Annotated in this window: 19 protein-coding genes and 2 pseudogenes; 16 read left to right on the top strand and 5 right to left on the bottom strand. The window is 71.6% G+C overall.

Going from position 1 to position 21,085, the window contains the following annotated elements:
* Positions 1–180: 180 nt before the first annotated feature.
* The 5 genes and pseudogenes from BLS56_RS19520 to BLS56_RS19510 form a co-directional block, all read left to right on the top strand.
* Positions 181–1,434, top strand: a pseudogene (locus BLS56_RS19520) (M14 family metallopeptidase); the annotation flags it as partial.
* Positions 1,411–1,836, top strand: a complete 426-nt coding sequence (locus BLS56_RS33065) for a proprotein convertase P-domain-containing protein (RefSeq protein ID WP_407640541.1) — start codon at positions 1,411–1,413, stop codon at positions 1,834–1,836. The pseudogene BLS56_RS19520 and the gene BLS56_RS33065, both read left to right, overlap by 24 nt.
* A 133-nt stretch (positions 1,837–1,969) precedes the next feature.
* Positions 1,970–2,773 (top strand): annotated as a pseudogene (locus BLS56_RS19515) (S1 family peptidase); the annotation flags it as partial.
* A 45-nt stretch (positions 2,774–2,818) separates the two neighbouring features.
* Positions 2,819–3,139, top strand: a complete 321-nt coding sequence (locus BLS56_RS33060; RefSeq protein WP_407640540.1) for a proprotein convertase P-domain-containing protein — start codon at positions 2,819–2,821, stop codon at positions 3,137–3,139.
* A 210-nt stretch (positions 3,140–3,349) separates the two neighbouring features.
* Complete coding sequence (locus tag BLS56_RS19510; protein WP_091452914.1) at positions 3,350–5,149, top strand: AMP-dependent synthetase/ligase; 1,800 nt, start codon at positions 3,350–3,352, stop codon at positions 5,147–5,149.
* Between the two features lie 337 nt (positions 5,150–5,486).
* On the opposite strand, the gene BLS56_RS19505 is transcribed toward BLS56_RS19510, so the two are convergent.
* Complete coding sequence (locus tag BLS56_RS19505) at positions 5,487–6,614, bottom strand: PucR family transcriptional regulator (protein ID WP_091452911.1); 1,128 nt, start codon at positions 6,612–6,614, stop codon at positions 5,487–5,489.
* 55 nt (positions 6,615–6,669) lie between these two features.
* Here BLS56_RS19505 and BLS56_RS19500 point away from each other — a divergent pair, with 55 nt between their 5' ends.
* A complete protein-coding gene (locus BLS56_RS19500; RefSeq protein WP_091452909.1) occupies positions 6,670–7,356 on the top strand; it encodes a 4'-phosphopantetheinyl transferase family protein in 687 nt (228 codons plus the stop codon).
* Here the strand turns inward: BLS56_RS19500 and BLS56_RS19495 are convergent.
* Positions 7,353–8,498 (bottom strand): isochorismate synthase, encoded by a 1,146-nt coding sequence (locus BLS56_RS19495; protein WP_091452907.1) that lies wholly within the window; start codon positions 8,496–8,498, stop codon positions 7,353–7,355. The two genes, BLS56_RS19500 and BLS56_RS19495, sit on opposite strands and share 4 nt — an antisense overlap.
* 148 nt (positions 8,499–8,646) lie before the next feature.
* Positions 8,647–8,958 (bottom strand): integration host factor, actinobacterial type, encoded by a 312-nt coding sequence (mihF, locus tag BLS56_RS19490; protein WP_175482930.1) that lies wholly within the window; start codon positions 8,956–8,958, stop codon positions 8,647–8,649.
* Between the two features lie 385 nt (positions 8,959–9,343).
* Between mihF and BLS56_RS19485 the strand changes: the two genes are divergently transcribed.
* The 3 genes from BLS56_RS19485 to BLS56_RS19475 all read left to right on the top strand — a co-directional run bounded on the left by BLS56_RS19485 (position 9,344) and on the right by BLS56_RS19475 (position 13,003).
* Complete coding sequence (locus BLS56_RS19485; RefSeq protein ID WP_091452901.1) at positions 9,344–10,990, top strand: long-chain fatty acid--CoA ligase; 1,647 nt, start codon at positions 9,344–9,346, stop codon at positions 10,988–10,990.
* A gap of 131 nt (positions 10,991–11,121) precedes the next feature.
* Positions 11,122–11,697 carry a PadR family transcriptional regulator gene (locus tag BLS56_RS19480; protein WP_091452897.1) on the top strand — a complete coding sequence of 192 codons (576 nt, stop codon included), beginning with the start codon at positions 11,122–11,124 and terminating at the stop codon, positions 11,695–11,697.
* Positions 11,698–11,752: 55 nt separating this feature from the next.
* Positions 11,753–13,003, top strand: a complete 1,251-nt coding sequence (locus BLS56_RS19475) for a C39 family peptidase (RefSeq protein WP_091453170.1) — start codon at positions 11,753–11,755, stop codon at positions 13,001–13,003.
* On the opposite strand, the gene BLS56_RS19470 is transcribed toward BLS56_RS19475, so the two are convergent.
* Complete coding sequence (locus BLS56_RS19470; protein WP_091452894.1) at positions 12,981–13,835, bottom strand: SDR family oxidoreductase; 855 nt, start codon at positions 13,833–13,835, stop codon at positions 12,981–12,983. The genes BLS56_RS19475 and BLS56_RS19470 overlap by 23 nt on opposite strands.
* Before the next feature lie 134 nt (positions 13,836–13,969).
* On the opposite strand from BLS56_RS19470, the gene BLS56_RS19465 reads away from it, so the two are divergent.
* From BLS56_RS19465 to BLS56_RS19445, 5 genes are all read left to right on the top strand, one after another.
* Complete coding sequence (locus tag BLS56_RS19465; protein ID WP_091452892.1) at positions 13,970–14,362, top strand: winged helix-turn-helix transcriptional regulator; 393 nt, start codon at positions 13,970–13,972, stop codon at positions 14,360–14,362.
* A 306-nt stretch (positions 14,363–14,668) separates the two neighbouring features.
* Complete coding sequence (locus BLS56_RS19460; RefSeq protein ID WP_091452889.1) at positions 14,669–15,721, top strand: gamma-glutamylcyclotransferase family protein; 1,053 nt, start codon at positions 14,669–14,671, stop codon at positions 15,719–15,721.
* 91 nt (positions 15,722–15,812) lie between these two features.
* Complete coding sequence (locus BLS56_RS19455; RefSeq protein WP_175482929.1) at positions 15,813–16,292, top strand: DUF4232 domain-containing protein; 480 nt, start codon at positions 15,813–15,815, stop codon at positions 16,290–16,292.
* A 70-nt stretch (positions 16,293–16,362) separates the two neighbouring features.
* A complete protein-coding gene (locus tag BLS56_RS19450; protein WP_139190818.1) occupies positions 16,363–16,770 on the top strand; it encodes a PRC-barrel domain-containing protein in 408 nt (135 codons plus the stop codon).
* An 84-nt stretch (positions 16,771–16,854) separates the two neighbouring features.
* Positions 16,855–17,262: a hypothetical protein gene (locus BLS56_RS19445; protein ID WP_091452881.1), complete on the top strand. Its 408-nt coding sequence runs from the start codon at positions 16,855–16,857 to the stop codon at positions 17,260–17,262.
* Here the strand turns inward: BLS56_RS19445 and BLS56_RS19440 are convergent.
* Entirely contained in the window at positions 17,171–18,871 is a 1,701-nt protein-coding gene (locus BLS56_RS19440) for an FAD-binding oxidoreductase (RefSeq protein WP_091452878.1), read from the bottom strand. The genes BLS56_RS19445 and BLS56_RS19440 overlap by 92 nt on opposite strands.
* Between BLS56_RS19440 and BLS56_RS19435 the strand changes: the two genes are divergently transcribed.
* Positions 18,870–19,484, top strand: a complete 615-nt coding sequence (locus tag BLS56_RS19435) for a TetR/AcrR family transcriptional regulator (RefSeq protein WP_091452876.1) — start codon at positions 18,870–18,872, stop codon at positions 19,482–19,484. The genes BLS56_RS19440 and BLS56_RS19435 overlap by 2 nt on opposite strands.
* Complete coding sequence (locus tag BLS56_RS19430; protein WP_091452873.1) at positions 19,481–21,046, top strand: glycerol-3-phosphate dehydrogenase/oxidase; 1,566 nt, start codon at positions 19,481–19,483, stop codon at positions 21,044–21,046. The genes BLS56_RS19435 and BLS56_RS19430 overlap by 4 nt, the downstream gene beginning before the upstream one ends.
* Positions 21,047–21,085: the final 39 nt, after the last annotated feature.

Genomic DNA, 21,085 nt, shown 5'->3' with positions numbered 1-21,085 from the left:
TAAACGGTAACGAAGCCCTACCTCCGTAGCCTTGTGACACGCGGGATCGACCCGTCACCATTCGAGGAACCGAGCGGTTCCGGCCGAGAGGGCGCCTTCGGGTTCGTCCGGGGCCGCTCGCACAACTGAATACCCACCTCCAGCGCCCCGGGCTCGGGGCGCACCCTGCGGGAGGCCCGCGTGACACGCACACGTCTGTCCATTCTGGTCGGGGCGTTAGCCGCCCTTGCCCTGATCCTGTCGATGAACTCCGCGGCCGCGGGCCAGCAGGCCCCGACAGTCCGCGCTTCCGCCGAGTACCACGTCATCGGCGTCAAGACCGCGCAGCAGCGCACCGCCGTCGCCGGAACCGGCGCCGCGGTCAACGGGGTCGAGGACAGCCGGATGCTGATCACCGCGACGCCCGCCGAGGTCACCCGCATCCGGGCGATGGGCTTCACCGTGGAAGCCGAGTCGGCCGTTCTCGGCGACCGCGGCGCCGTCGCGCCCGCCGACTTCCCCAGCGCCGACTCGAATTACCACAACTTCGCCGAGATGACCGCGGAGCTGAACAAGGCGGTGGCCGACCACCCCGGCCTCATCACCAAGCAGGTCATCGGCAAGAGCTACCAGAACCGCGACATCGTGGCCGTCAAGGTCTCCGACAACGCCGCGACCGACGAGACCGAGCCCGAGGTGCTGTTCACCGCGCACCAGCACGCCCGCGAGCACCTGACCGTGGAAATGGCGCTGTACCTGGTGAACACGCTCACCGACACCTACGCCACCGACAGCCGGGTCAAGGCCCTGGTCGACTCCCGCGAGATCTGGATCATCCCGGACGTCAACCCCGACGGCGGCGAGTTCGACATCAGCACCGGCTCGTACCAGGGCTGGCGCAAGAACCGGCAGCCCAACACCGGCTCGACCAACGTGGGCACCGACCTCAACCGCAACTGGGACTTCAAATGGGGCTGCTGCGGCGGTTCCTCCGGCAGCACCGGCAGCGAGACCTACCGCGGCCCCTCCCCCGCGTCCAGCCCGGAAGTGCGGGCGCTGCAAGACTTCGTGACCAGCCGGGCCGCCTGCGGCAAGCAGCAGATCACCGCGGCCATCGACTTCCACACCTACAGCGAACTCGTGCTGTGGCCCTACGGCTACACCCGCGACGACACCGCCCCCGGCCTCACCGCAGAAGACCAGCGCGTCTTCTCCACCCTCGGCCGCGCGATGGCGCAGCTCAACGGCTACACCCCGGAACAGGCCTCCGACCTCTACATCACCGACGGGTCGATCGACGACTACCTGTGGGGCGTCCACAAGATCTACGCCTACACCTTCGAGATGTACCCGGCCAGCGCGGGCGGCCTGTCCGGCTTCTACCCGCCCGACGAGGTGATCGGCCGGGAAACCGCGCGCAACAAGGCGCCCGTGCTGCACCTGCTGGACTACGCGGACTGCCCGCGCCGCGCGATCGGCCTCACCTGCGACGGCACGCAGCCGCCAGCGGGCAAGGTTTTCGAGAACGCGACCAACGTCCCCATCCCGGACGCGGGCGCGGCGGTCACCAGCGACATCGCGGTGACCGGGGTGACCGGCAACGCCCCGACCGCGCTGCAGGTCGCGGTCGACATCAAGCACACCTACCGGGGCGACCTGGTCATCGACCTCGTCGCGCCGGACGGCAGCGCCTACCGGCTCAAGAACTCCAGTTCCAGCGACTCGGCGGACAACGTGATCACCACCTACACGGTGAACGCCTCGGCCGCGGTCGCCAACGGCACCTGGAAACTGCGCGCGCAGGACCTCTACAGCGTCGACACGGGCTTCATCGACCTGTGGCGGCTCACCTTCTGACCAGACGCTCCGGGCACCGCTGTCGGCGCGCGGGCCCGGAGCGTCTCCACCTTCGACCGTCGCGACCCCCGGCGGTTTCGGCACCACCCCGCATCCCCTGCACCCCGTGGGCGCGTGAAAGGACAGAGCACCCGTGACCGAGGGCAACTGGTTGAGAAGACTCCGCAAGACCGTGCTGGTGGCCGTGGGCGCGGCGGCGCTCGTGGCGGGCACGGCGACGCACGCCGCCGCCGCTCCCCCGCCGAGCGACGGGCCGGTGACCCCGCAGGTCGTGGGCGGCACCCGGGCCGCCCAGGGCGAGTTCCCGTGGATGGTGCGGCTGTCGATGGGCTGCGGCGGCTCGATGTACACCGACACCCTGGTGCTCACCGCGGCGCACTGCGTCAACAGCACCGGCAACAACTCCAGCATCACCGCCACCTACGGGACCGTCGACCTACAGGACCCGAACCGGGTCACGCGGACCTCGAACTACGTCTACCGCAACCCCGGCTACAGCACATCCGCTGGCGGTGACTGGGCGCTGATCCGCCTATCCAGCCCGATCACCGGCGCGGCGAAGCTTCCGCTGGCGACCAGCACCGCCTACGACAACGGCACCTTCGCCGTCATGGGCTGGGGCTCGGCGACCGAGGGCGGGGCGCAGCAGCGCTACCTGCTCAAGGCGGAGGTGCCGTTCGTGCCGGACTCGACCTGCCAGCAGGCGTACCCGAGCATGAAGACCGCCGTGGAGATCTGCGCGGGCTACCCGCAGGGCGGCGTGGACACCTGCCAGGGCGACTCCGGCGGCCCGATGGTCCGCCGCGACTCGGCAGGCAACTGGGTCCAGGTCGGCATCGTCTCCTACGGCCAGGGCTGCGCCCGCCCGAACTTCCCGGGCGTGTACGCCCAGGTCAGCGCGCTGTCCTCGGCCATAGCCTCGGCCGCGGCGAGCCTGAGCGGGCCGCCGCAGTCGGGCAAGGTCTTCGAGAACCTGAACAACGTGAGCATCCCCGACGCGGGCGCGGCGGTGTTCAGCGCCGTCTCGGTGACCGGGGTCACCGGCAACGCGCCGTCGAACCTGGCGGTCGGGGTCGACATCAAGCACACCTACCGCGGTGACCTGGTCATCGACCTGGTCGCCCCGGACGGCACGGCGTACCGGGTGAAGAACTCAAGCTCCAGCGACTCCGCGGACAACGTGGTCACCACCTACTCGGTGAACGCCTCAGCCGAGGTGGCCAACGGCACATGGCGGCTGCGCGTGCAGGACGTCTACACCGCCGACACCGGCTTCATCGACGCGTTCCGGCTCACCTTCTGACCCGCTCTCACCCGCCCCGGTCCTGGCACCCCAGCCAAGGCCGGGGCGGGTGTTTTTGTCACGGGCGGTGATACCAGTTCCGCCCGCCCTCTGGCCCACGGCCTCGCGAGCAGGCAAGATACGGGCCAAAGTTACCGCTAGGTAGCCGGTACGGGTCCCCGTGGCGACCCCGCCGAGCCCCCACCGTGTGCCGTTCGACAGGAGCAAGAGATGCGCGAGATCGCCGTCCCCGCAGTCGCTAAGCGAGAAGAGGCAGGCGGGCTTGCCGACTTGGTGTTCACCAACGCCAAGGAAGCTCCCGAGCACATCGCGTACCGCCGCCGCCAGGGCGCGGCCTGGGTCGACGTGACCACCACCCAGTTCGTCGACGAGGTCACCGAGGTGGCCAAGGGCCTCATCGGCGCGGGCATCGGCGCGGGCGACCGGGTCGCCATCCTCGCGGCCACCCGCTACGAGTGGACCCTGCTCGACTTCGCCATCTGGGCCGCGGGCGGCGTCTCGGTGCCCATCTACGTGACGTCCTCCGCCGAGCAGATCCAGTGGATCCTGTCCGACTCCGGCGCGGTCGCCGTCATCGTGGAGACCACCGAGCACCTGGCCCGCGTCGACGCCGTCAAGGACAACCTGCCCAGCCTCAAGCACGTGTGGCAGATCGATGACGGCGCCATCGACAAGATCACCGAACTCGGCAAGGACACCGACGCCGCCGAGGTCGACGCCCGGCGCGCCGCCGTGACCGGCCCGGACACCGCCACCATCATCTACACCTCCGGCACCACCGGCCAGCCCAAGGGCTGCGTCCTCACCCACGACAACTTCTTCGCCGAATGCGGCTACGGCGACAACATCCTCCCCGAACTCTTCCGCGGCGAAGGCGGCACCGAGAAGCCCGCCACCCTGCTGTTCCTGCCCGTGGCGCACGTCTTCGGCCGCATGGTGCAGATCGGCTGCGCGCTCTCGCGCACCACCATGGGCCACGGCCCCGACGTGAAGAACCTGCTGGACGACCTGGCCACCTTCCAGCCCACGTTCATCCTGTCGGTGCCCTACGTGCTGGAGAAGGTCTACAACGGCGCCCGCCAGAAGGCGCACGCCGCGGGCAAGGGCAAGATCTTCGACGCCGCCGCGGACACCGCGATCGCCTACAGCAAGGCAGAGGGCAAAGCGGGCCTCGGCCTCAAACTCAAGCACGCCCTCTTCGACAAACTCGTCTACAGCAAGCTCCGCGCCGCCATGGGCGGCAAAGCCAAGTACGCGATCTCCGGCGGCGCTGCCCTGGGCCTGCGCCTCACCCACTTCTTCCGCGGCGTGGGACTGCTCGTGCTGGAGGGCTACGGCCTCACCGAGACCACAGCGGCCTCCACCACCAACACCCCAAGCAACTTCAAGGCAGGCACCGTCGGCCGCCCCCTCCCCGGCAGCGCGGTCCGCATCGACGAGGACGGCGAAATCCTCCTCAAGGGCGGCCAGGTCTTCTCCGGATATTGGAACAACGAGGCGGCCACCGCGGAAGTCCTCGACGCCGAAGGCTGGTTCCGCACCGGCGACCTGGGCTCCCTGGACGACGACGGCTTCCTCACCATCACCGGCCGCAAAAAGGAAATCCTGGTCACCAGCGGCGGCAAGAACGTAGCCCCCGCCGTCATCGAGGACCGAATCGCCTCCCACCCCCTGGTAGCCCAGGCAATGGTCGTCGGCGACGGCCAGAAGTACATCGCCGCCCTCATCACCATCGACAAGGAATACTTCACCTACTGGAAGACCACCGTCGACAAGCCAGCGGAGGCCACAGTCGCGGACCTGGCGGAAGACCCGGTCCTCCTAGCCGAAATCCAGAAGGCAGTGGACGAGGGCAACGCGGCGGTCTCCAAGGCAGAGTCCGTCCGCAAATTCCGCGTCCTGGCAACCGAGTTCACCCCAGAAACCGGCCACCTAACCCCGTCCCTGAAACTCAAGCGCCGCGTCATCATGAAGGACTTCGGCACCGAGGTGGACAGCCTCTACTCCTGACCCACCCGCGTACCCGCACCCGACGCCGCCGGGTGCGGGTACGGCAAGGCAACAAACCCGCCCTCCTGCCAGGCCAAGAAGCGCCCGCCAAGTGCTCGACGGGAGCGGGACAGCAAACCCGCCCCCCTGCCAGCCGGACCCAAAGCTGCCAGGTGCTCGATGGGGTGGAGTGGTTTCTTCGGGGGTGAAGGAAGATCGCTAAGCTGGCTTCGCGCGTGTGCGGCCGAAGGCTTCCCACCCGTCTTTCACACGGCGATCTTCCTTCGTAGGGGCCCCGAGGAAACCACTCCACCCATCGAGCCAACCCACGAACAGAGCATCGAGCAGACAACGAACCTCAAGCCCCGTTGAGCCGAACCACTTCCGCCGCCATCAGCAACTCGGCCCCGGCACGAGGCTCCATCGGATCACGCCCAGTCAGCTCATGAATCCGCCGAAGCCGGTACCGAATAGTGTTCGGATGCGTGAACAGCCGATCAGCGGTCTCCTTGAGCGAACCGCCCTCATCCGCCCAAATCAGCAACGTCGTAAGCAAAGTCGACTGCTCGATCGGAGACACAGCCCGCATCCCGGCCAGCACATCATGGGACAGCTCCAAAGCCAGCTTCGGCGCCCCCGCCACCAGTGTCGTCAGTGGACGGTCGCTGAATCCCGATACCCCAGCCTTCCCAGGAGGAAGACACCGCCGAGCGATCTTCGCCCGGCGCAACGCGGCCGCGATCCGTTGCAGGGAAGCGACCGGCGGACTGATCCCGACCGCGACCGGCACACCGTCCAACACCGCCCGCAGCGCACGCAGATCCGCGGCGCGCTCGACCACGACGATGGCGACCTCGGCCCCACCAACCGTGTGCCAGGCAGCCGCGTTCACCTCAGGAACCACGCGATCGCAATAGAGCACGACGAAAGGCCCCGTCGGCGGCAGCTTCAGGTCCACCGCCGCCGCGTCGAAGTCGATGGCCTGGCCCGTCAGCAACGCCTCAAGGACCGGCACCATCTCCTGCGGCCGTGTGGAAGGATCGCCCGCCTCCCGGTAAGCGGCGGTGATCGCGTCGCAGTACCGGTTGACGATGCGCCACACCGTGTCGCTGACCTGCGGCAGTTGCTCCGGAGCCAGCGCGGGAACCGCCCGCGCGGTGAGCGTCTCGTAGGTGAACGCGCCAGCGATGCGGTAGGCGCGGAGCACGGCGGACAGCGGAATGCCCTGCGCCGCTTGGCCTCGGCCGGTTTCGCGGGCCACGTCGACGTCGACTTCCGCGCCGTCGATCACCGCGTGGAAGGCGCTGCCGAGGTTGGCCGCGCAGGCCGCGCGCAGCTCGTCGTGGCCCACCCTGCGGTAGAACTCGTCGGTCTCGCTGAGGCGTTCAGCCAGTTCGGCCGCGAACCGCGGCAGCCTCGCGAGCTGCGTCTTGGCCAGGTCCACCAGCTCGGGAGGCAACGGCGACGTGATCGTCGGAGCGCCCATCGCACGACTGTAACCCGCCAACAGCCCATTTTGTACCGACTGGTACGACCGGGGGATGCGCTGCGAGGTCCACCTAGCCCACCCGGCGGCACCGACCCCGGCCCTGCTCGACCTGCTCGACCCCGTGGAACAGGTCCGCGGGGAGACCTACGCCCGCGCGGTCGACCGAGCCCGGTTCCTCACCGGCCGGGTGATGGCGAAGGCGCTGGTGGGCCGCGAGCTGGGGGTCCCGCCGCGTGCGGTCCGGTTCGACAGCACCTGCCCGGACTGCGACCGCCCGCATGGGAAGCCCAGAGTCGGCGGCGGCCCCGAGCTGTCCATCTCCCACTCCGGCGACCGGGTGGCCGTCGCGCTGGCCGCGGCCCCGGTCGGCGTCGACGTGGAGCAGGTGGTCGAGCGGGAGCTGATGGCCGAGCTCGTCCGCATGTCGCTGACCGAGCGGGAGCAGTCCGCGCTGACCACGCCGGTTCCCGGGTTCTTCACGTACTGGTCGCGCAAGGAAGCCGTCCTCAAGGCCACCGGCAAGGGCCTCGCGGTCCCGATGCGCGCCATCGCGGTCAGCGCCCCCGACGAGCAGCCAGCCCTGCTCGACGGCACGAAAGCGGGCTTGCTGCCAGCGACAACGCACCTGGTCGACATCGACGCGGGCCCCGGCTACCGGGCGTGCGTCGCCGTCCTGGGCGACGCCGCGCCGCAGGTGCGCGTGCTCTGGGCCGACGACCTGGTGAAGGGCCTCTCCTAGAGGTCCAAGCCCAGCGCGAGCAGTAGCGTCCGGAACTTCGCCGAGGTCTCGGCCAGCTCCGCGGCGGGCCGGGAGGCGGGCATGATCCCGGCCCCGGCGAACAGCCGCATCCGCGCCCCGGACACCTCCGCGCAGCGGATCGCCACGACCCACTCGCCGTCGCCGTCGGGGGCGCACCAGCCGACGACGCCGCTGTAGAAGCCGCGGTCGAACGGCTCCAGGTCGGCGATCGCGGACCGGGCCGCCGCGGCGGGTGTGCCGCAGACCGCGGGCGTGGGGTGCAGGGCCGCGGCCAGCCGCAGCGACGAGACGTCCGGGTCGGCCAGCTCGCCGGTGATCCGGGTGGACAGGTGCCACATGGTCGGTGTGCTGACCAGCGACGGCCCGCCCGGCACATAGAGACCGCGGCAGAACGGGCCGAGCGCGTCCACCACGGCCTCCACGACCAGCCGGTGCTCGGCCTGGTCCTTCGTGGACGCCAGCAGCGCCGCCGCGTTGGCGCGGTCGCTGTCCGGGTCGGCGCCGCGCGGCAGCGACCCGGCCATCGGGTTGGACACGACCTGGGTTCCGGTGCGGGCCAGCAGCAGTTCGGGGCTGGCGCCGACCAGGGTGCTGCCGCCGGGCAGGTCGGCGGCGTAGGTGTAGCCCAGCGGGTTGGCCGCGGCCAGGCCGGGCAGCAGCCGGGCCACCTCGACGCGCTCGGCGAAGGTCAGCCGCAGCGCCCTGGCCAGCACGACCTTGCGCAGACCCGTGTCGGCGCACAGCGCGGTCACCGCGTCGGCGACGGCCCGTTCGTAGTCGGCTGGCTCGGGGACCGCCACGACCTCGGGCGCGGGCGGCGACCACGGCTCACCGGCGGGCAGGTAGGGGTGGAGGCCGCCCGCGCGGCGCACCGATTCGGGGATGACCAGGTGCCCGGCGGCGGCTGAGTCGAACGGGAGCGCGCCGACGGCGACCGGGGCCTGGGTGTCGACCAGCAGTTTCGTCACCCGGGCTGCGAGTTCGTCCGGGTCGGTCTCGCTGACGGCGGCCTGGGAGCCGGTGGCCAGCAGCGTGCTCTCCGGGCCCGCGAGCAGGAACGACCCGGGCCGGTAGTCCTCGACCAGGTCGGCCGCCGCGCGTCGCGCTCCGTCTGCTGCCATCGCCCCATCATGCCTAGCGCGGCGGCGGCAATGGGCATGGGCCCGCTATGGCCTTGCCCACGCCGGAGACACCTCGGGTGGGCGTCGACACCGACGCCCACCCGAGGTTCCTCTACTAGTCGAGGACTAGCAGAGGACTAGTAGAGGACTAGTTCAGCGCGTCGAGCAGCGCGGCGCGCTGGCGCTCGCCGAGACCGGCGGCACGCCGGTCCGGGTCGATCCCCGCCTGCTCAAGCAGGGCGGCCACCTTCACCGCGCCCAGGCCGGGGACGGCCTTGAGCAGGGCGGCGACCTTCGTCTTTCCGATGGTCTTGTCGTCCTTGGCCTTATCGAGCACCGACGCGATGGTCCGCTCACCGGACTTGATCGACGCCAGCAGTTCCGAGCGCGCCTTGCGGGCCTCGGCTGCCTTGGCGAGCGCATCCGCGCGCTGCTCGGGAGTCAACGTGGGCAGAGCCAACGTAATTGTCCTTCCTTCATCACCCACCGCGGCAGCGGTGGGTCAGACAGTGGTTCGGCGGGCACCATGACTACCGACGGTCACCGAAGCGGAAACGAGTCCCCACCCTCGGCGCACCGTGCGACCCGGCGGCCCGGTGCCTTTCACCAGTAAACGACACCTCGTTGGGCAACATACCCCCGACACGCAGAAACCTCTTGCGGAGCGCGTCTTGTCAGGGGTCGACGACGCTGCGTGAGCACATGATCAACATCCGAATTGCGCCGTTTCGACTGTGTCGCGGCAGCGACGCGCGCACTATCGTGTGGGATTACTTGCCGGTAGTCGGGGCGTCGGAATCCGCCGGACGGCTGCTGCCGTCCCATTCCCCAGGAGCTTGTCAACGATGTTGAGCACCATGCAGGACGGTTCCCTGTCCATCGCGACGCTGCTGCGCCACGGCTCGACCGTGCACTCGGGCAGCGAGGTAATCACCTGGACGGGGGAGGCTGGCCGGACCGCCACCTTCGCCGAGATCGGCGACCGGGCCGCCCGGCTGGCCAACGCGCTGCGCGGGCTCGGCGTGACCGGCGACCAGCGGGTGGCCACGTTCATGTGGAACAACGCCGAGCACCTGACCGCCTACCTGGCCGTGCCCGCCATGGGCGCGGTGCTGCACACGCTCAACGTGCGGCTGTTCCCCGAGCAGCTCACCTACATCGCCAACCACGCCGAGGACCACGTCGTCATCGTCGACGCCTCCATCGCGCCGCTGCTGGCGAAGGTGCTGCCGACGTTCGAGACCGTCCGGCACGTCATCGTCGCCAATGGACCGGCCGCCGCGATCACCGCGCCGGAAGGCGTCGAGGTGCACGCCTACGACGACCTGCTCGCCGCCGCGCCGACCGAGTTCGACTGGCCCGAAGTGGACGAACGCGCCGCCGCGGCCATCTGCTACACCTCCGGCACCACCGGCAACCCCAAGGGCGTCGTCTACTCGCACCGCTCGATCTGGCTGCACTCGATGCAGGTCTGCATGGTCGAGGGCATGGCGCTGTCCGCCGCGGACCGCTCGCTGGTGATCGTGCCGCAGTTCCACGCCATGTCGTGGGGGATGCCGTACGCGGCGTTCATGTCCGGCGCGTCGCTGATCATGCCGGACCGGTTCCTGCAGCCGGAGCCGCTGGCCGCCATGATCAAGCAGTTCAAGCCGACGCACTCGGCGGCGGTGCCGACCATCTGGCAGGGGCTGCTCGCCCACCTGGACAGCCACCCGCAGGACCTGAGCCCGCTGCGCGAGGTCGTCGTCGGCGGCTCGGCCTGCCCGCCGTCGATGATGCACACCTTCGCCGAGAAGTACGGCGTGCACATCATCCACGCCTGGGGCATGACCGAGACCTCGCCGCTGGGCACCATCTGCCGTCCGCCCGCCGGGGTCGGCGAGGAAGCGGCGTGGAAGTACCGCTACACCCAGGGCCGCCTGCCCGCGGGCGTCACCGCCCGGCTGGTCCGCGACGACGGCAGCGAGGCCCCGTGGGACGGCGAGAGCGTCGGCGAGCTTGAGGTGCGCGGGCCGTGGATCGCCGCCTCTTACTACCGGCTGGACAAGGACGACTCAGCAGGCGCGAGCGCCGAGAGGTTCGACGACGGCTGGCTGCGCACCGGCGACGTCGGCACCCTCACCCCGGACGGCTTCCTCACCCTCACCGACCGCTCGAAGGACATCATCAAGTCCGGTGGCGAGTGGATCTCGTCGGTGGAGCTGGAGAACCACGTGATGGCGCACCCGGCGGTGGCCGAGGCCGCGGTCATCGGCGTGCCCGACCCGAAGTGGGACGAGCGCCCGCTGGTCACCGTGGTGCTGCGCGCGGGCGCCGAGGCCAGCGCGGAGGAGCTGCGCGGCTTCCTGGCGGACAAGGTCGCCAAGTGGCAGGTCCCGGAGAACTGGGCGTTCATCGAGGAGGTCCCCAAGACCAGCGTGGGCAAGTTCGACAAGAAGGTGCTGCGCGCAGCGCACTCCGAGGGCAGGCTGGACGTGAAGCGACTCGGCTGAGCGGCCGGGCGGACCAGCCTCGCCCGCTCGGCACAGCGCACGCGGCCGGTCAGTGCGAACTCGGTACCGCCAATCGGGGGCAGAGAACCACCGGGCTGGGTAGGGTCGTCGCGTTCCCGCGACTGAAGGGGGTGACGACCCTGCCCAGCGAGCCGACGCCCGGTCCGCGCGCCCGCAAGCTCAACGCCACGTCCTATGTGGTCTTGGGAATGCTCAGCCACGGTCCCGCGACGAGTTACGACCTGAAGCAGCGGGTCGGGTACACCGTCGGCAACTTCTGGGCGTTCGCCCACTCCCAGCTCTACGACGAGCCCGCGCGGCTCGCCGAGGACGGCCTGGTCACCGCGTCCATCGAGGACGGCGGCAGGCGCAGGCGCACGTACTCGATCACCCAGGAGGGCCGCGACGCGCTGCGCGAGTGGCTGGGCGCGCCGACGCCGGAGCAGACCGAGGTCCGCGACCTCGGCCTGCTCAAGCTGTTCTTCGCGACCTTCGGCGACCGCGCCGACCTGGTGAACCTGGCCAGGACGCGGCGGGACTCGCACCGGTCGCGCGCGGACGGCTACATCGCCCAGCACGAGCGGATCGTGGACTACGCCGACCCGTGGCAGGTGAAGTCGCTGGAGCTGGGCATCCGCATCGAGCGGTGCGTCGAGGAGTTCTGGGCGGAGTTCGTGACCGAGCTGGAGACCGGCGCGGCGGACTGAGCCAACCGGCTGTCAAGCGTTTACACAGCACGTGGACGACGCGAAAATCTTCACCATGGTGATCCCCCTGACTCTGCCCAAGATCCTCGCCGCCTGCTGCGTCGCGCTGGCCGTCGCCGCCGCTGTCTCCCCCACCGCCGCCGCGACCACCGCGGCTGTCGACTACCGCGAGTTCCGGATGCCCCGAGCGTTCGGCGCCGGACTTACCGACGGGCTCTTACCCGGTCGAAACGGTCTCCGGATCGCGCGCCCCGCGGGCACGGTCGAGCACACCGAACCGGGGCTGGGCACTACCCGGCGCTACGAGTACGCGACCTGGACCTCGCCCGAGCACCGGCCCGGGTTCGCCGCCACCCAGCTCGTCGCGTCGTGGAACGCGCAGACGCCCCCGGGCACCTGGTTGCAGGTCGAGATGCGGCCGCGCGCGGGTGAGCGCTGGTACTCGCTGGGCCGGTGGGCGTCCGGCGACGGCGACATCCAGCGCACCAGCGTCCCCGGCCAGTCCGGCGCGGCGGGCATGGTCGACGTCGACACGTTCATCGCCGCCCAGGGTCTTACCGGCTACCGGTTGCGCGTGACGCTCTACCGGCTCGCGGGCACCGACGCCTCCCCCACCCTGACCATGGTCGGCGCGATGACCTCGGCCGTGCCGGACCGGTTCACCGTGCCCGCCAGCGCCCCCGGCCCGGCCCGGGGGATCGAACTGCCGGTGCCCCGCTACTCGCAGAACACCCACGTCGGCCAGTACCCGCAGTACGGGGGCGGCGGCGAGGCGTGGTGCAGCCCGACCTCCACGGAGATGGTGGTCGAGTACTGGGGCCGCGGCCCGAGCCAGGCCGACCTGGCCTGGGTGGACCCGGCGTACGCGGACCCCAGCGTCGACCACGCCGCCCGGCACACCTACGACCACGCCTACGACGGCACCGGCAACTGGCCGTTCAACACCGCCTACGCCGCGACGTTCGGCCTGTCCGCGCACGTGACGCGGCTGCGGTCGATGGCGGAACTGGAGTCCCACATCGCCGCGGGCGTCCCGGTGATCACCTCGCAGTCCTTCCGCGCCGACGAACTCGACGGCGCGGGCTACGGCACGGCGGGTCACCTGATGGTGGTCGTCGGCTTCACCCCTGAGGGCGACGTCATCGCCAACGACCCCGCGTCGCCGGACAACGCCGCCGTGCGCCGGGTGTACGACCGGGCCCAGTTCGAGACGATCTGGCTGCGCACCAAGCGGCACACCGCCAGCGGCGCGGTCGCGGGCGCGCCCGGCGGGATCGCCTACATCATCCGCCCAGCGCGGCGCTGACGGCGCGCTCCACCGGGGTCGGCTCGCGGCCGATGAGCTTGGCCAGGTCGGGGCGGACCTGGCTGAGCGCGCCCGCGCGGATGTGGCTCTCTGCGTCCACCAGCAGGTCCACCACGAACCCCGGCAATCCCGCGTCGGCCAGGACGGCCCGCCGCTCGTCGTCGGAGACCGAGACGTGCGCCAGCGCTTGGCCCGCGACCTCGGTCGCGATGCCCGCCAACTCGGCGAACCGCCAGGCCCGTGGACCGGTCAGCTCGTACACCGCGCCTTCGTGCCCCTCTTCGGTGAGCACTACCGCGGCCGCGAGAGCGAGATCGTCCCGGCTCGCGGTAGCGATCTCACCAGCGCCGGTAGCGGTCACAAGAGCCCCGCAGGCAAGCGCTTGCGGCAGCGCGTCGGTAAACGCCTCGTGGTACAGACCGTTGCGCAGGAAAGTGAAGGCCAGCCCACTGTCCCGGATGACCGCCTCGGTCGCCGCGTGCACCCGAGCCAGCAGCAGCGGCGACGCGTCCGCCTCGCTCAGGCTCGTGTAGACCAGCCGCCGCACTCCCGCTTTCCGCGCCGCCGCGACGGCCGCAGCGTGGCCCGGCCCCCGCACCTCCTCCGGCCCATCGGCGGAGATCAGCAGCAGCGTGTCCACACCGTGGAAGTCCAAACTGTCCGGCCGGGTGAAATCCCCCTGCCGCACGGCCACGCCGCGCTCGGCCAGGTGCGCCGCTCTGGCAGGGTCGCGCACGGAGACCACCAGATCGCCCGGAGAAACCCGGTCGAGCAGGTGCCGCACGGCAAGGCCGCCAAGCTGTCCGGTAGCACCGGTCACCAAGATCGTCACGTTTCGTCCACTCCCCAGTCCATCGGGTCAGGTCCGGACGCACCGTAAGTCGAGCACTAACCTATAGATAGTACCCACCCAAACCTCCTATACTTACCCGAACGAAAGCCTCCAGGTGAAAGGGGCGCACGCACATGGGCGACATGATCGAGGCCACACCGTTCAACGTCTTCAACCGCGACTGCCCCGGCCGCGCGGTCATGGAACACGTGGCAGGCCGCTGGGGCGTCCTGGTCCTCGGCGTCCTCCTGGAAGGCACCCACCGCTTCAGCGAACTACGCCGGGCGGTAGGCGGCGTGAGCGAGAAGATGCTCGCCCAAACCCTCCAGTCCCTGGAACGCGACGGCCTGGTCCACCGCGAAGTCCACCCCGTGATCCCCCCACACGTGGACTACTCCCTCACCCACCTGGGCATCCCCATGGCCGAACGCGTCCGAGAGCTATACCGCCTGATCGAACGCCAAACCCCCGACATCCTCGCCGCCCAGCGGGCCTACGACCACCGCAAAGCCACCCCCACCCCCTAAAGCCACGGCAAGACGCTCGAAGGGGCACAAGCACAAGACACAAGAAAGAGGGCACCCGCCCCCCAAGTCCGCACCCGGCCCTGCCAGGTGCTCGATGGGGTGGAGTGGTTTCTCCGGGGGTGAAGGAAGATCCCTAAACTCGCCGTGGTCGTGGGGCCGAAGGCTCCCCACCCGTCTTTCCCACGACGGGATCTTCCTTCGTAGGTGCCCCGAAGAAACCACTCCACCCCGTCGAGCCAACAACGCAACCAGCCACCCCGCCCCATCGAGCAACCCCCCTGATGCGAGCCTGACCCGAGGAGTGCGGTGTTCACCGATGCCGAGTTCCCCGCGGCGCCCTATCCCGGCACCCGCCCCCCGTGCTCGTTCGTCCACGACGACGGCCGCGGCTGGCCGCTGACCGCCGACCCGGCGGCACTGTCCGGTTGGCGTGTCGAAGGGACCGACCTGGACGCCTGGCTGACCGCGAGGAACGCCGCACCGCTCGCCGACCGGCTTCCCCTGCTGTCCTACGGCTCCAACCCCAACCCGGCCAAACTCACCTGGTTACGCGACGCCCTCGGCCTGTGTGGACCGGTCGCGGTCCTCCGTGCCCGCTGTGAAGGGCTGGCCGCGGTGTGGGCGGCAGGTTTCCGCGTGGTCGACGACCAGCGCCCGGTGGTCTTGGCCGCGAGCCCAGGCGCGGACGAGGAACACGCCGTCCTCATGGTCACCCGGGAGCAACTGGCGGTTCTCGACGTCTGCGAAGGCCGCGGGGAGCGCTACCACCTCGCCCGGGTGTCCGCAGGCCGGGTCACGCTGATCGATGACGGCGGCGTGCTCGACCGGGTGCCCGCGTACGTCGGCGCGTCCACCATCCGCAGGCCGCTGCTGGTCGACGGCGCCCCGGTCCGGTGTGCCGACGTGCCGCAGGAGGTCGCGGTGGGCCTGGTCGGTGAGCCCGCGCCGAACGACGGTCTCGACCTCGACGTGCTGGTCGGGGCCCCCGACCCGGCCGACTATCCGGGCGCGTTGTTCGTCTACGGCACCCTTCAGCCCCGGGCCTCGGCCTGGCACCTGCTCGCCCCGCATGTCGCGGGCGAGCCCCGGCGGGCGCGGCTGGGCGGCACGCTGTTCGACACCGGCTTCGGTTATCCCGCGCTGCGCCTTGGCGCGGGGCCGGGTGTCTCCGGGTGGACGGTGCCGCTGCGCGATGGCGCGGCGCTGGCTGCGCTGGACGAGTACGAGGGCGAGGAGTACGTGCGGGTCCGGGTGGTGACCGCGGGCGGCGACGTGTGCTGGACCTACGTCTGGGTGGCCCCGGTGACCGGCATGGCCGCGCTCACCGACCCATGGGACGCGCAGTCCACGATCGGGTGAACGACGGCTAGTACCCAGCGCGCTTTTCGGTTGCCCTGATAGGACAGTCCACACACGACGAACGGGGGAAGTCATGTGGGGGACAACAGGAATGGCGGTGGCGGTCGCGCTGGCCGCGCTGGGCTCGCCCGTGCCGGAAATTAGCCCATTAGAGGGACCGTGTGCCGCGTCGGCGCTGATCGGGTCGATCGGCGGCCTGGACCCGGGCGCGGGCCAGCGGCAGGCCACCCTGCGGGTTCGCAACGTCTCAAGCGGCGCCTGCACGCTCGACGGATTCGGCACGCTCCACTTGGTCGCCGCCGACGGTTCGCGCAACCCGACCGTCGACGTCCACGTCGGCGACCCGGGGCCGACGCTGGTGCGGCTGGCTCCGGGCGCGACGGCGGGCAAGCGGCTGCGGTGGAGTGTCATGCCCGGTCCCGGTGAGCCGGTCGATGGCCCGTGCGGGCCGCCGTCGGCCGCGCTGCGGGTGACCCTCCCGGGTGGTGCGGGCCAAGAGGTGGTGCCGTTCGCGTTCGGGTCGGTCTGCTCGGGCGGACGGATCGAAACGAGCGCCTATTTTCCGGTCTGACCTGGGAAAAGTCCACTCCATCGAGTGACGCGCGTTGCGCGGGCAGCACGCCGACGCGACCGTGTGGTCCATGAGACCGCAGCACCTGATCGGAAGCGACGTGTTCGACCCGGACGACCGCAAGGTCGGCCGGGTCGGCGCGGTGTACCTGGACGCCGCCACCCGGGAGCCCGCGTGGGTGACGGTCGGCACCGGGCTGTTCGGGCGCAGGGAAAGCCTGGTGCCGCTCGACGGCGCGCGCTTGTCCGAGCGGAAACTGCGGATCACGGTGGCCAAGGAGGTCGTCAAGGACGCGCCGACGGCGGACGGCCCGCTGACCGAGGCCGACGCCCACGCCGCGCAGCGGTTCTACGGCCTGCCGGATAGCGAGCCGCCGGTGCCCTACGCGCGGGTGCCGAAGCCCTCGGACATGCCCAGGCGGCCACCGCAGCAGCGCTACGTGGTCCACGCCGACCAGCAGGTGACCAAGTCCCCATAAGACGCGCGCATCACACCGCCGTAGCCCAGTTGTTCCCACTCAGACGGTAGCCGGCGGACGGGTGAATCCGACAGGCTCTGCGCCATGAGCACCGAACCCGACGGCGCCCCCGCGGAAGACCCGCTCGCCCAGATCACCCTGACCCGGCGGGGTTTCGCCGCGGTGCTGGCGGTGGTGGGACTGCTGGCAGGCCTGGTGATGGCCCTGGTCCCGGTGCATGTGGCGCACCCGGACGCGGCCCAGCCGAGATCGGTGACCTGCGGAAACGCCATCGGCGGCGCGGAGACGCCGTGGATCGTGGAGGATCTGGGCGTCGCGGACCGGGCGCTGACGGTGTCCTACATCGACATGTGCGAGCGCGCGATCAGCGAGCGGGCGACGACCGCGTCGCTGCTGTTCTTCAGCGGGCTGGTCGGGGGCCTGGCGCTGGGGGTGGTGCGGCGATCAGCTTCCCCGGGTTCAGGACGCCACGCGGGTCCAGCCGGTCCTTGATCGCGGCGAGCACGTCGACGCCGAGCGCGCCGATCTCCTCGGGCAGGTAGGGGGCGTGGTCGACGCCGGTGGCGTGGTGGTGGGTGATGGTGCCGAGCCCGGCGATGGCCGCGCAGGCCGCCTGTTTCGCCGCCTGCCACTGTCCGACCGGGTCTTCCGCGTCGCGGGGGACCAGGACGGTGAAGTACAGCGAGGCTCCGGTCTCGTAGGCGTGGGAGATGTGGCAGGCCACGATCGGCTTGCGGCCGGGGGCGGTCAGCGACCCGAGCAGCGCGCCGCGGACGGCGGCGCGCAGCCGGTCCAGGCCTGCCCAGTAGGTGGCCGTCTCCAGGGTTTCCACGCACATCCCGGCGTCGAGCAGCGCATCCCGCTGGCGGGGTCCGGCGAACCGGCCCGCCCGCCATGCGTTGCCCGGTCCCACGCCCAGCCGGACGGCAGGCCCGAGCGCGCGGCGGGTCGCGCGGCGGCGGGACAGCATCTCGGCGCGGGTGGCGCCCTCCCAGCCGACGACCAGCAGGCAGGGCTCGACGACGCCGCGGGCGCGCAGGTAGGCGCGCAGCGCGGCGGGCCGCCAGCCGTCCGCGAGGGCCAGCGCGACCTCGGTTTCCCTCGGGTCCGACAGCCGGGTGACGGTGCCGAGCGCGCCGCCCTGGGCCAGGGTCCGCACGGCCGCCGCGCCCGCGGCGAAGCCGTCGAGGACGAAGCCCTCGTAGCGGTCCCAGGCCGGGGCGGGGCGGACCCGCAGGGTGACCTCGGTGATCACCCCGAACGCGCCCTCGCTGCCGACGACGAGGTGCCGCAGGTCGGGTCCGGCGGCGGAGGCTGGCGACACGCCGAGGCGCCATTCGCCGCGCGGGGTGGCGAGCCGGACGCCCTCGACCATGTCCTCGAACCGGCCGTAGCCCGCCGATGCCTGCCCGGACGAGCGGGTGGCGGCGAACCCGCCGAGGGTGGCGCGCTCATAGGACTGCGGGAAGTGGCCCAGGGTGAGCCCGTGCGCGGCGAGCAGCCGCTCGGCTTCGGGGGCGACCACACCGGCCTCGAACACCGCGAGCCGGGAGACGGGGTCGACCGAGACGAGCCGGTCGAGGCGGGCGAGGTCCAGCACGACCACCGCGGCCTTGCCGCCACGCAGCGCGGCCACCCCGCCGACGACCGATGTGCCGCCGCCGAAGGGCACCACGGCGACGTCGTGCTCCGCGCACGCCTCGACCACGCGCTGCACCTCGGCGCGGTTTCCCGGGCACACCACGGCATCCGGGACGGTGGGCCTGCCAGCGCCCCGCCTCCCGAGAAGGTCCAGGTAGGACAGTCCGCCCGCGCGGCCGAGCCGGTCTTCCCGCTCGACCAGGACGTGCTCGGCGCCGACAATGGCCGATAGGACGGCCCGCGCCGGGGCGGGCAGCCCCGACTCGGCGACGGCCAGCGCGGAGTCGGGCGCGACGGGCGTGCCGCGCGCGGTGAGACCGGTTTTCGCGCTCAGCCACCGGTTCGCGTGCGCGGGCAGGGTCGCGTCCGCGCCGCCGGAACCGGTCCAGCCCGCGCGGACCCGGCGGTCGGGAAGGACCGAGTGGTCCACAGGCAGGGTCACGGTTAGAGTGTGACACATGAAGGCCGAATGTCACACCAAGTCCCCGGAGCGGGCGGTCTCACCCAGCCGTGTCGACGACGACGTGCTGCTCGACGCCGCCCGCGCCTGCGTCCTCGACCAGGGCGTGCGGCGGACGACGCTGACCGACGTCGCGCGGCGCGCCGAAGTGAGCCGGATGACCCTCTACCGGCGGTTCCCGGACGTGCGCAGCCTGCTCACAGCCCTGATGACCAGGGAGTTCGGCCAGCTGCTCGCCCGGGTCAGCGGCTCGGTGACCGGCCAGAACGCCCGCGCCCGGCTGGTCGGCGGCTCGGTGGCGAGCGTGCGGGCGATCGTGGCCGACCCGCTGATGCGCACCGTCCTCGACCGCGACGGCGAACTGGTCCTGCCCTATGTCGTGCAGCGGCTGGGCAGCACCCAGCACATCGCCGAGCAGTTCCTGCTCGCCCAGCTCGCCGCCGGGCACGAGGACGGCTCGGTCCGGATGGCCGACCCGGCGGCCCAGGCCCGCGCGCTGCTGCTGGTGGTGCAGTCGTTCGTGCTCTCCCACGGGCCCGCCACCGTCGATGTCGGCGCCGAGGCGCTGCTGGCGGAGCTGGCGCACGTGCTCGACGCGAGCCTCGCGCCATGACCGCCCGCACCGCGCTCAACGCCACCCGCCGCGCCGAGGACCTGGCCGCCCTCGACGCGGGCCAGGTCGTGGACGTGCTGGTCGTCGGGGGCGGCGTCACCGGCGCGGGCGTGGCCATGGACGCGGCGGCGCGCGGGCTGACCGTGGCCATCGCCGAGGCCGAGGACCTGGCGTTCGGCACGTCCCGGTGGTCCAGCAAGCTCGTCCACGGCGGCCTGCGCTACCTGGCGAACGGCGACGTCGGCCTGGCGCACGAAAGCGCGGTCGAGCGCGGCGTCCTGATGACCGCGACCGCGCCGCACCTGACCCGCGCGCTGCCGCAGCTGGTGCCGCTGCACCCGGCGGTGTCCGGCCGGGACGCGGCCGTCACGTTCGCGGGCCTGCTCGCGGGCGACGGCCTGCGCCGCGCGGCGCGCACCCCGTCGAGCCTGCTGCCCCGCCCGCGCCGGGTGTCCGCGCCCGAGGCCATGGCGCTGGCCCCTGGGCTGCGCCGGGCCGGGCTGCGCGGCGGCCTGCTGTCCTTCGACGGCCAGCTCGTCGACGACGCCCGCCTGGTGGTCGCCCTGGCCCGCACGGCGGCCGGGTTCGGCGCGCGCGTGCTGACCCAGGCCAGGGTGACCGGGGTGACCGGCACGGGCGCGGAGATCGTGGACGGGCTCACCGGGCGGGCGGTCGAGGTCCGCGCGCGGGCGGTGGTGAACGCGGCGGGCGTGTGGGCGGGCGAGCTCGTGCCGTCGGTGCGGCTGCGGCCATCGCGCGGGTCGCACCTGGTGTTGGACGGCGCGACCCTCGGCGCGGGCGCGACGGCGCTGACGGTCCCGATCCCGGGTGCGTTCGGCCGGTTCGCGCTGGTGCTGCCGCAGGAGGACGGCCGGGTGTACGTCGGGTTGACCGACGAGCCGGTGGACGGCCCGATTCCGGCCGTGCCAACGGTTCCGGAGTCCGATGTGGACTTTCTGCTGACGGTGGCGTCCTCTGCGCTGGAGCGGACCCTGACCCGCGCGGACGTCTTGGGCGCGTTCGCGGGCCTGCGCCCGCTGGTCGATTCCCCAGTGGTGGCGGCGGATTCCCGCAGCGCCGACCTGTCCCGCAACCACGCCGTCCTGACCGCGTCCAATGGCGTGATCACCGTGGTGGGCGGCAAACTGACCACATACCGCCGGATGGCCGCCGACGCGGTGGACGCGGCCATCGACGCCGCTGGGCTGGCCGCGGGCCCGTCGCGCACCCGGGCGATTCCGTTGGTCGGTGCGGCCCCGCGCGCTCGGCTGTCCACAGTAGACGCACCAGCCAGGCTGGTTTCCCGCTATGGAACCGAAGCCGCCACCGTGCACGCCCTCGGCCTGCTCGATCCGGAACTGGCCGCCCCGATCGCCCCCGGCTGCCCGGTCACCGCAGCCGAGGTCGTCTGGGCCGTGCGCAACGAAGGCGCGCTCACTCCCGCCGACGTCCTGCACCGCCGGACCCGGATCGGCTTGGTCGCGGCGGACGAGGCCGCCGCCGCGCCCGCCGTCACCGCCCTGGTCGAGCGCACCCTGCGCGGCCTCACGTCGTCGGTGTGACGTCGTCGGCGAGCATCGTCCGCAGCCGCGAGTGCCGGA

Origin of the sequence: Actinokineospora iranica (assembly GCF_900101685.1) — a bacterium.
In the GTDB taxonomy this organism is placed as follows: domain Bacteria; phylum Actinomycetota; class Actinomycetes; order Mycobacteriales; family Pseudonocardiaceae; genus Actinokineospora; species Actinokineospora iranica.
The sequence above is the reverse complement of the archived record's forward strand: the minus strand, read 5'-3'. Positions and strand labels throughout refer to the sequence as shown.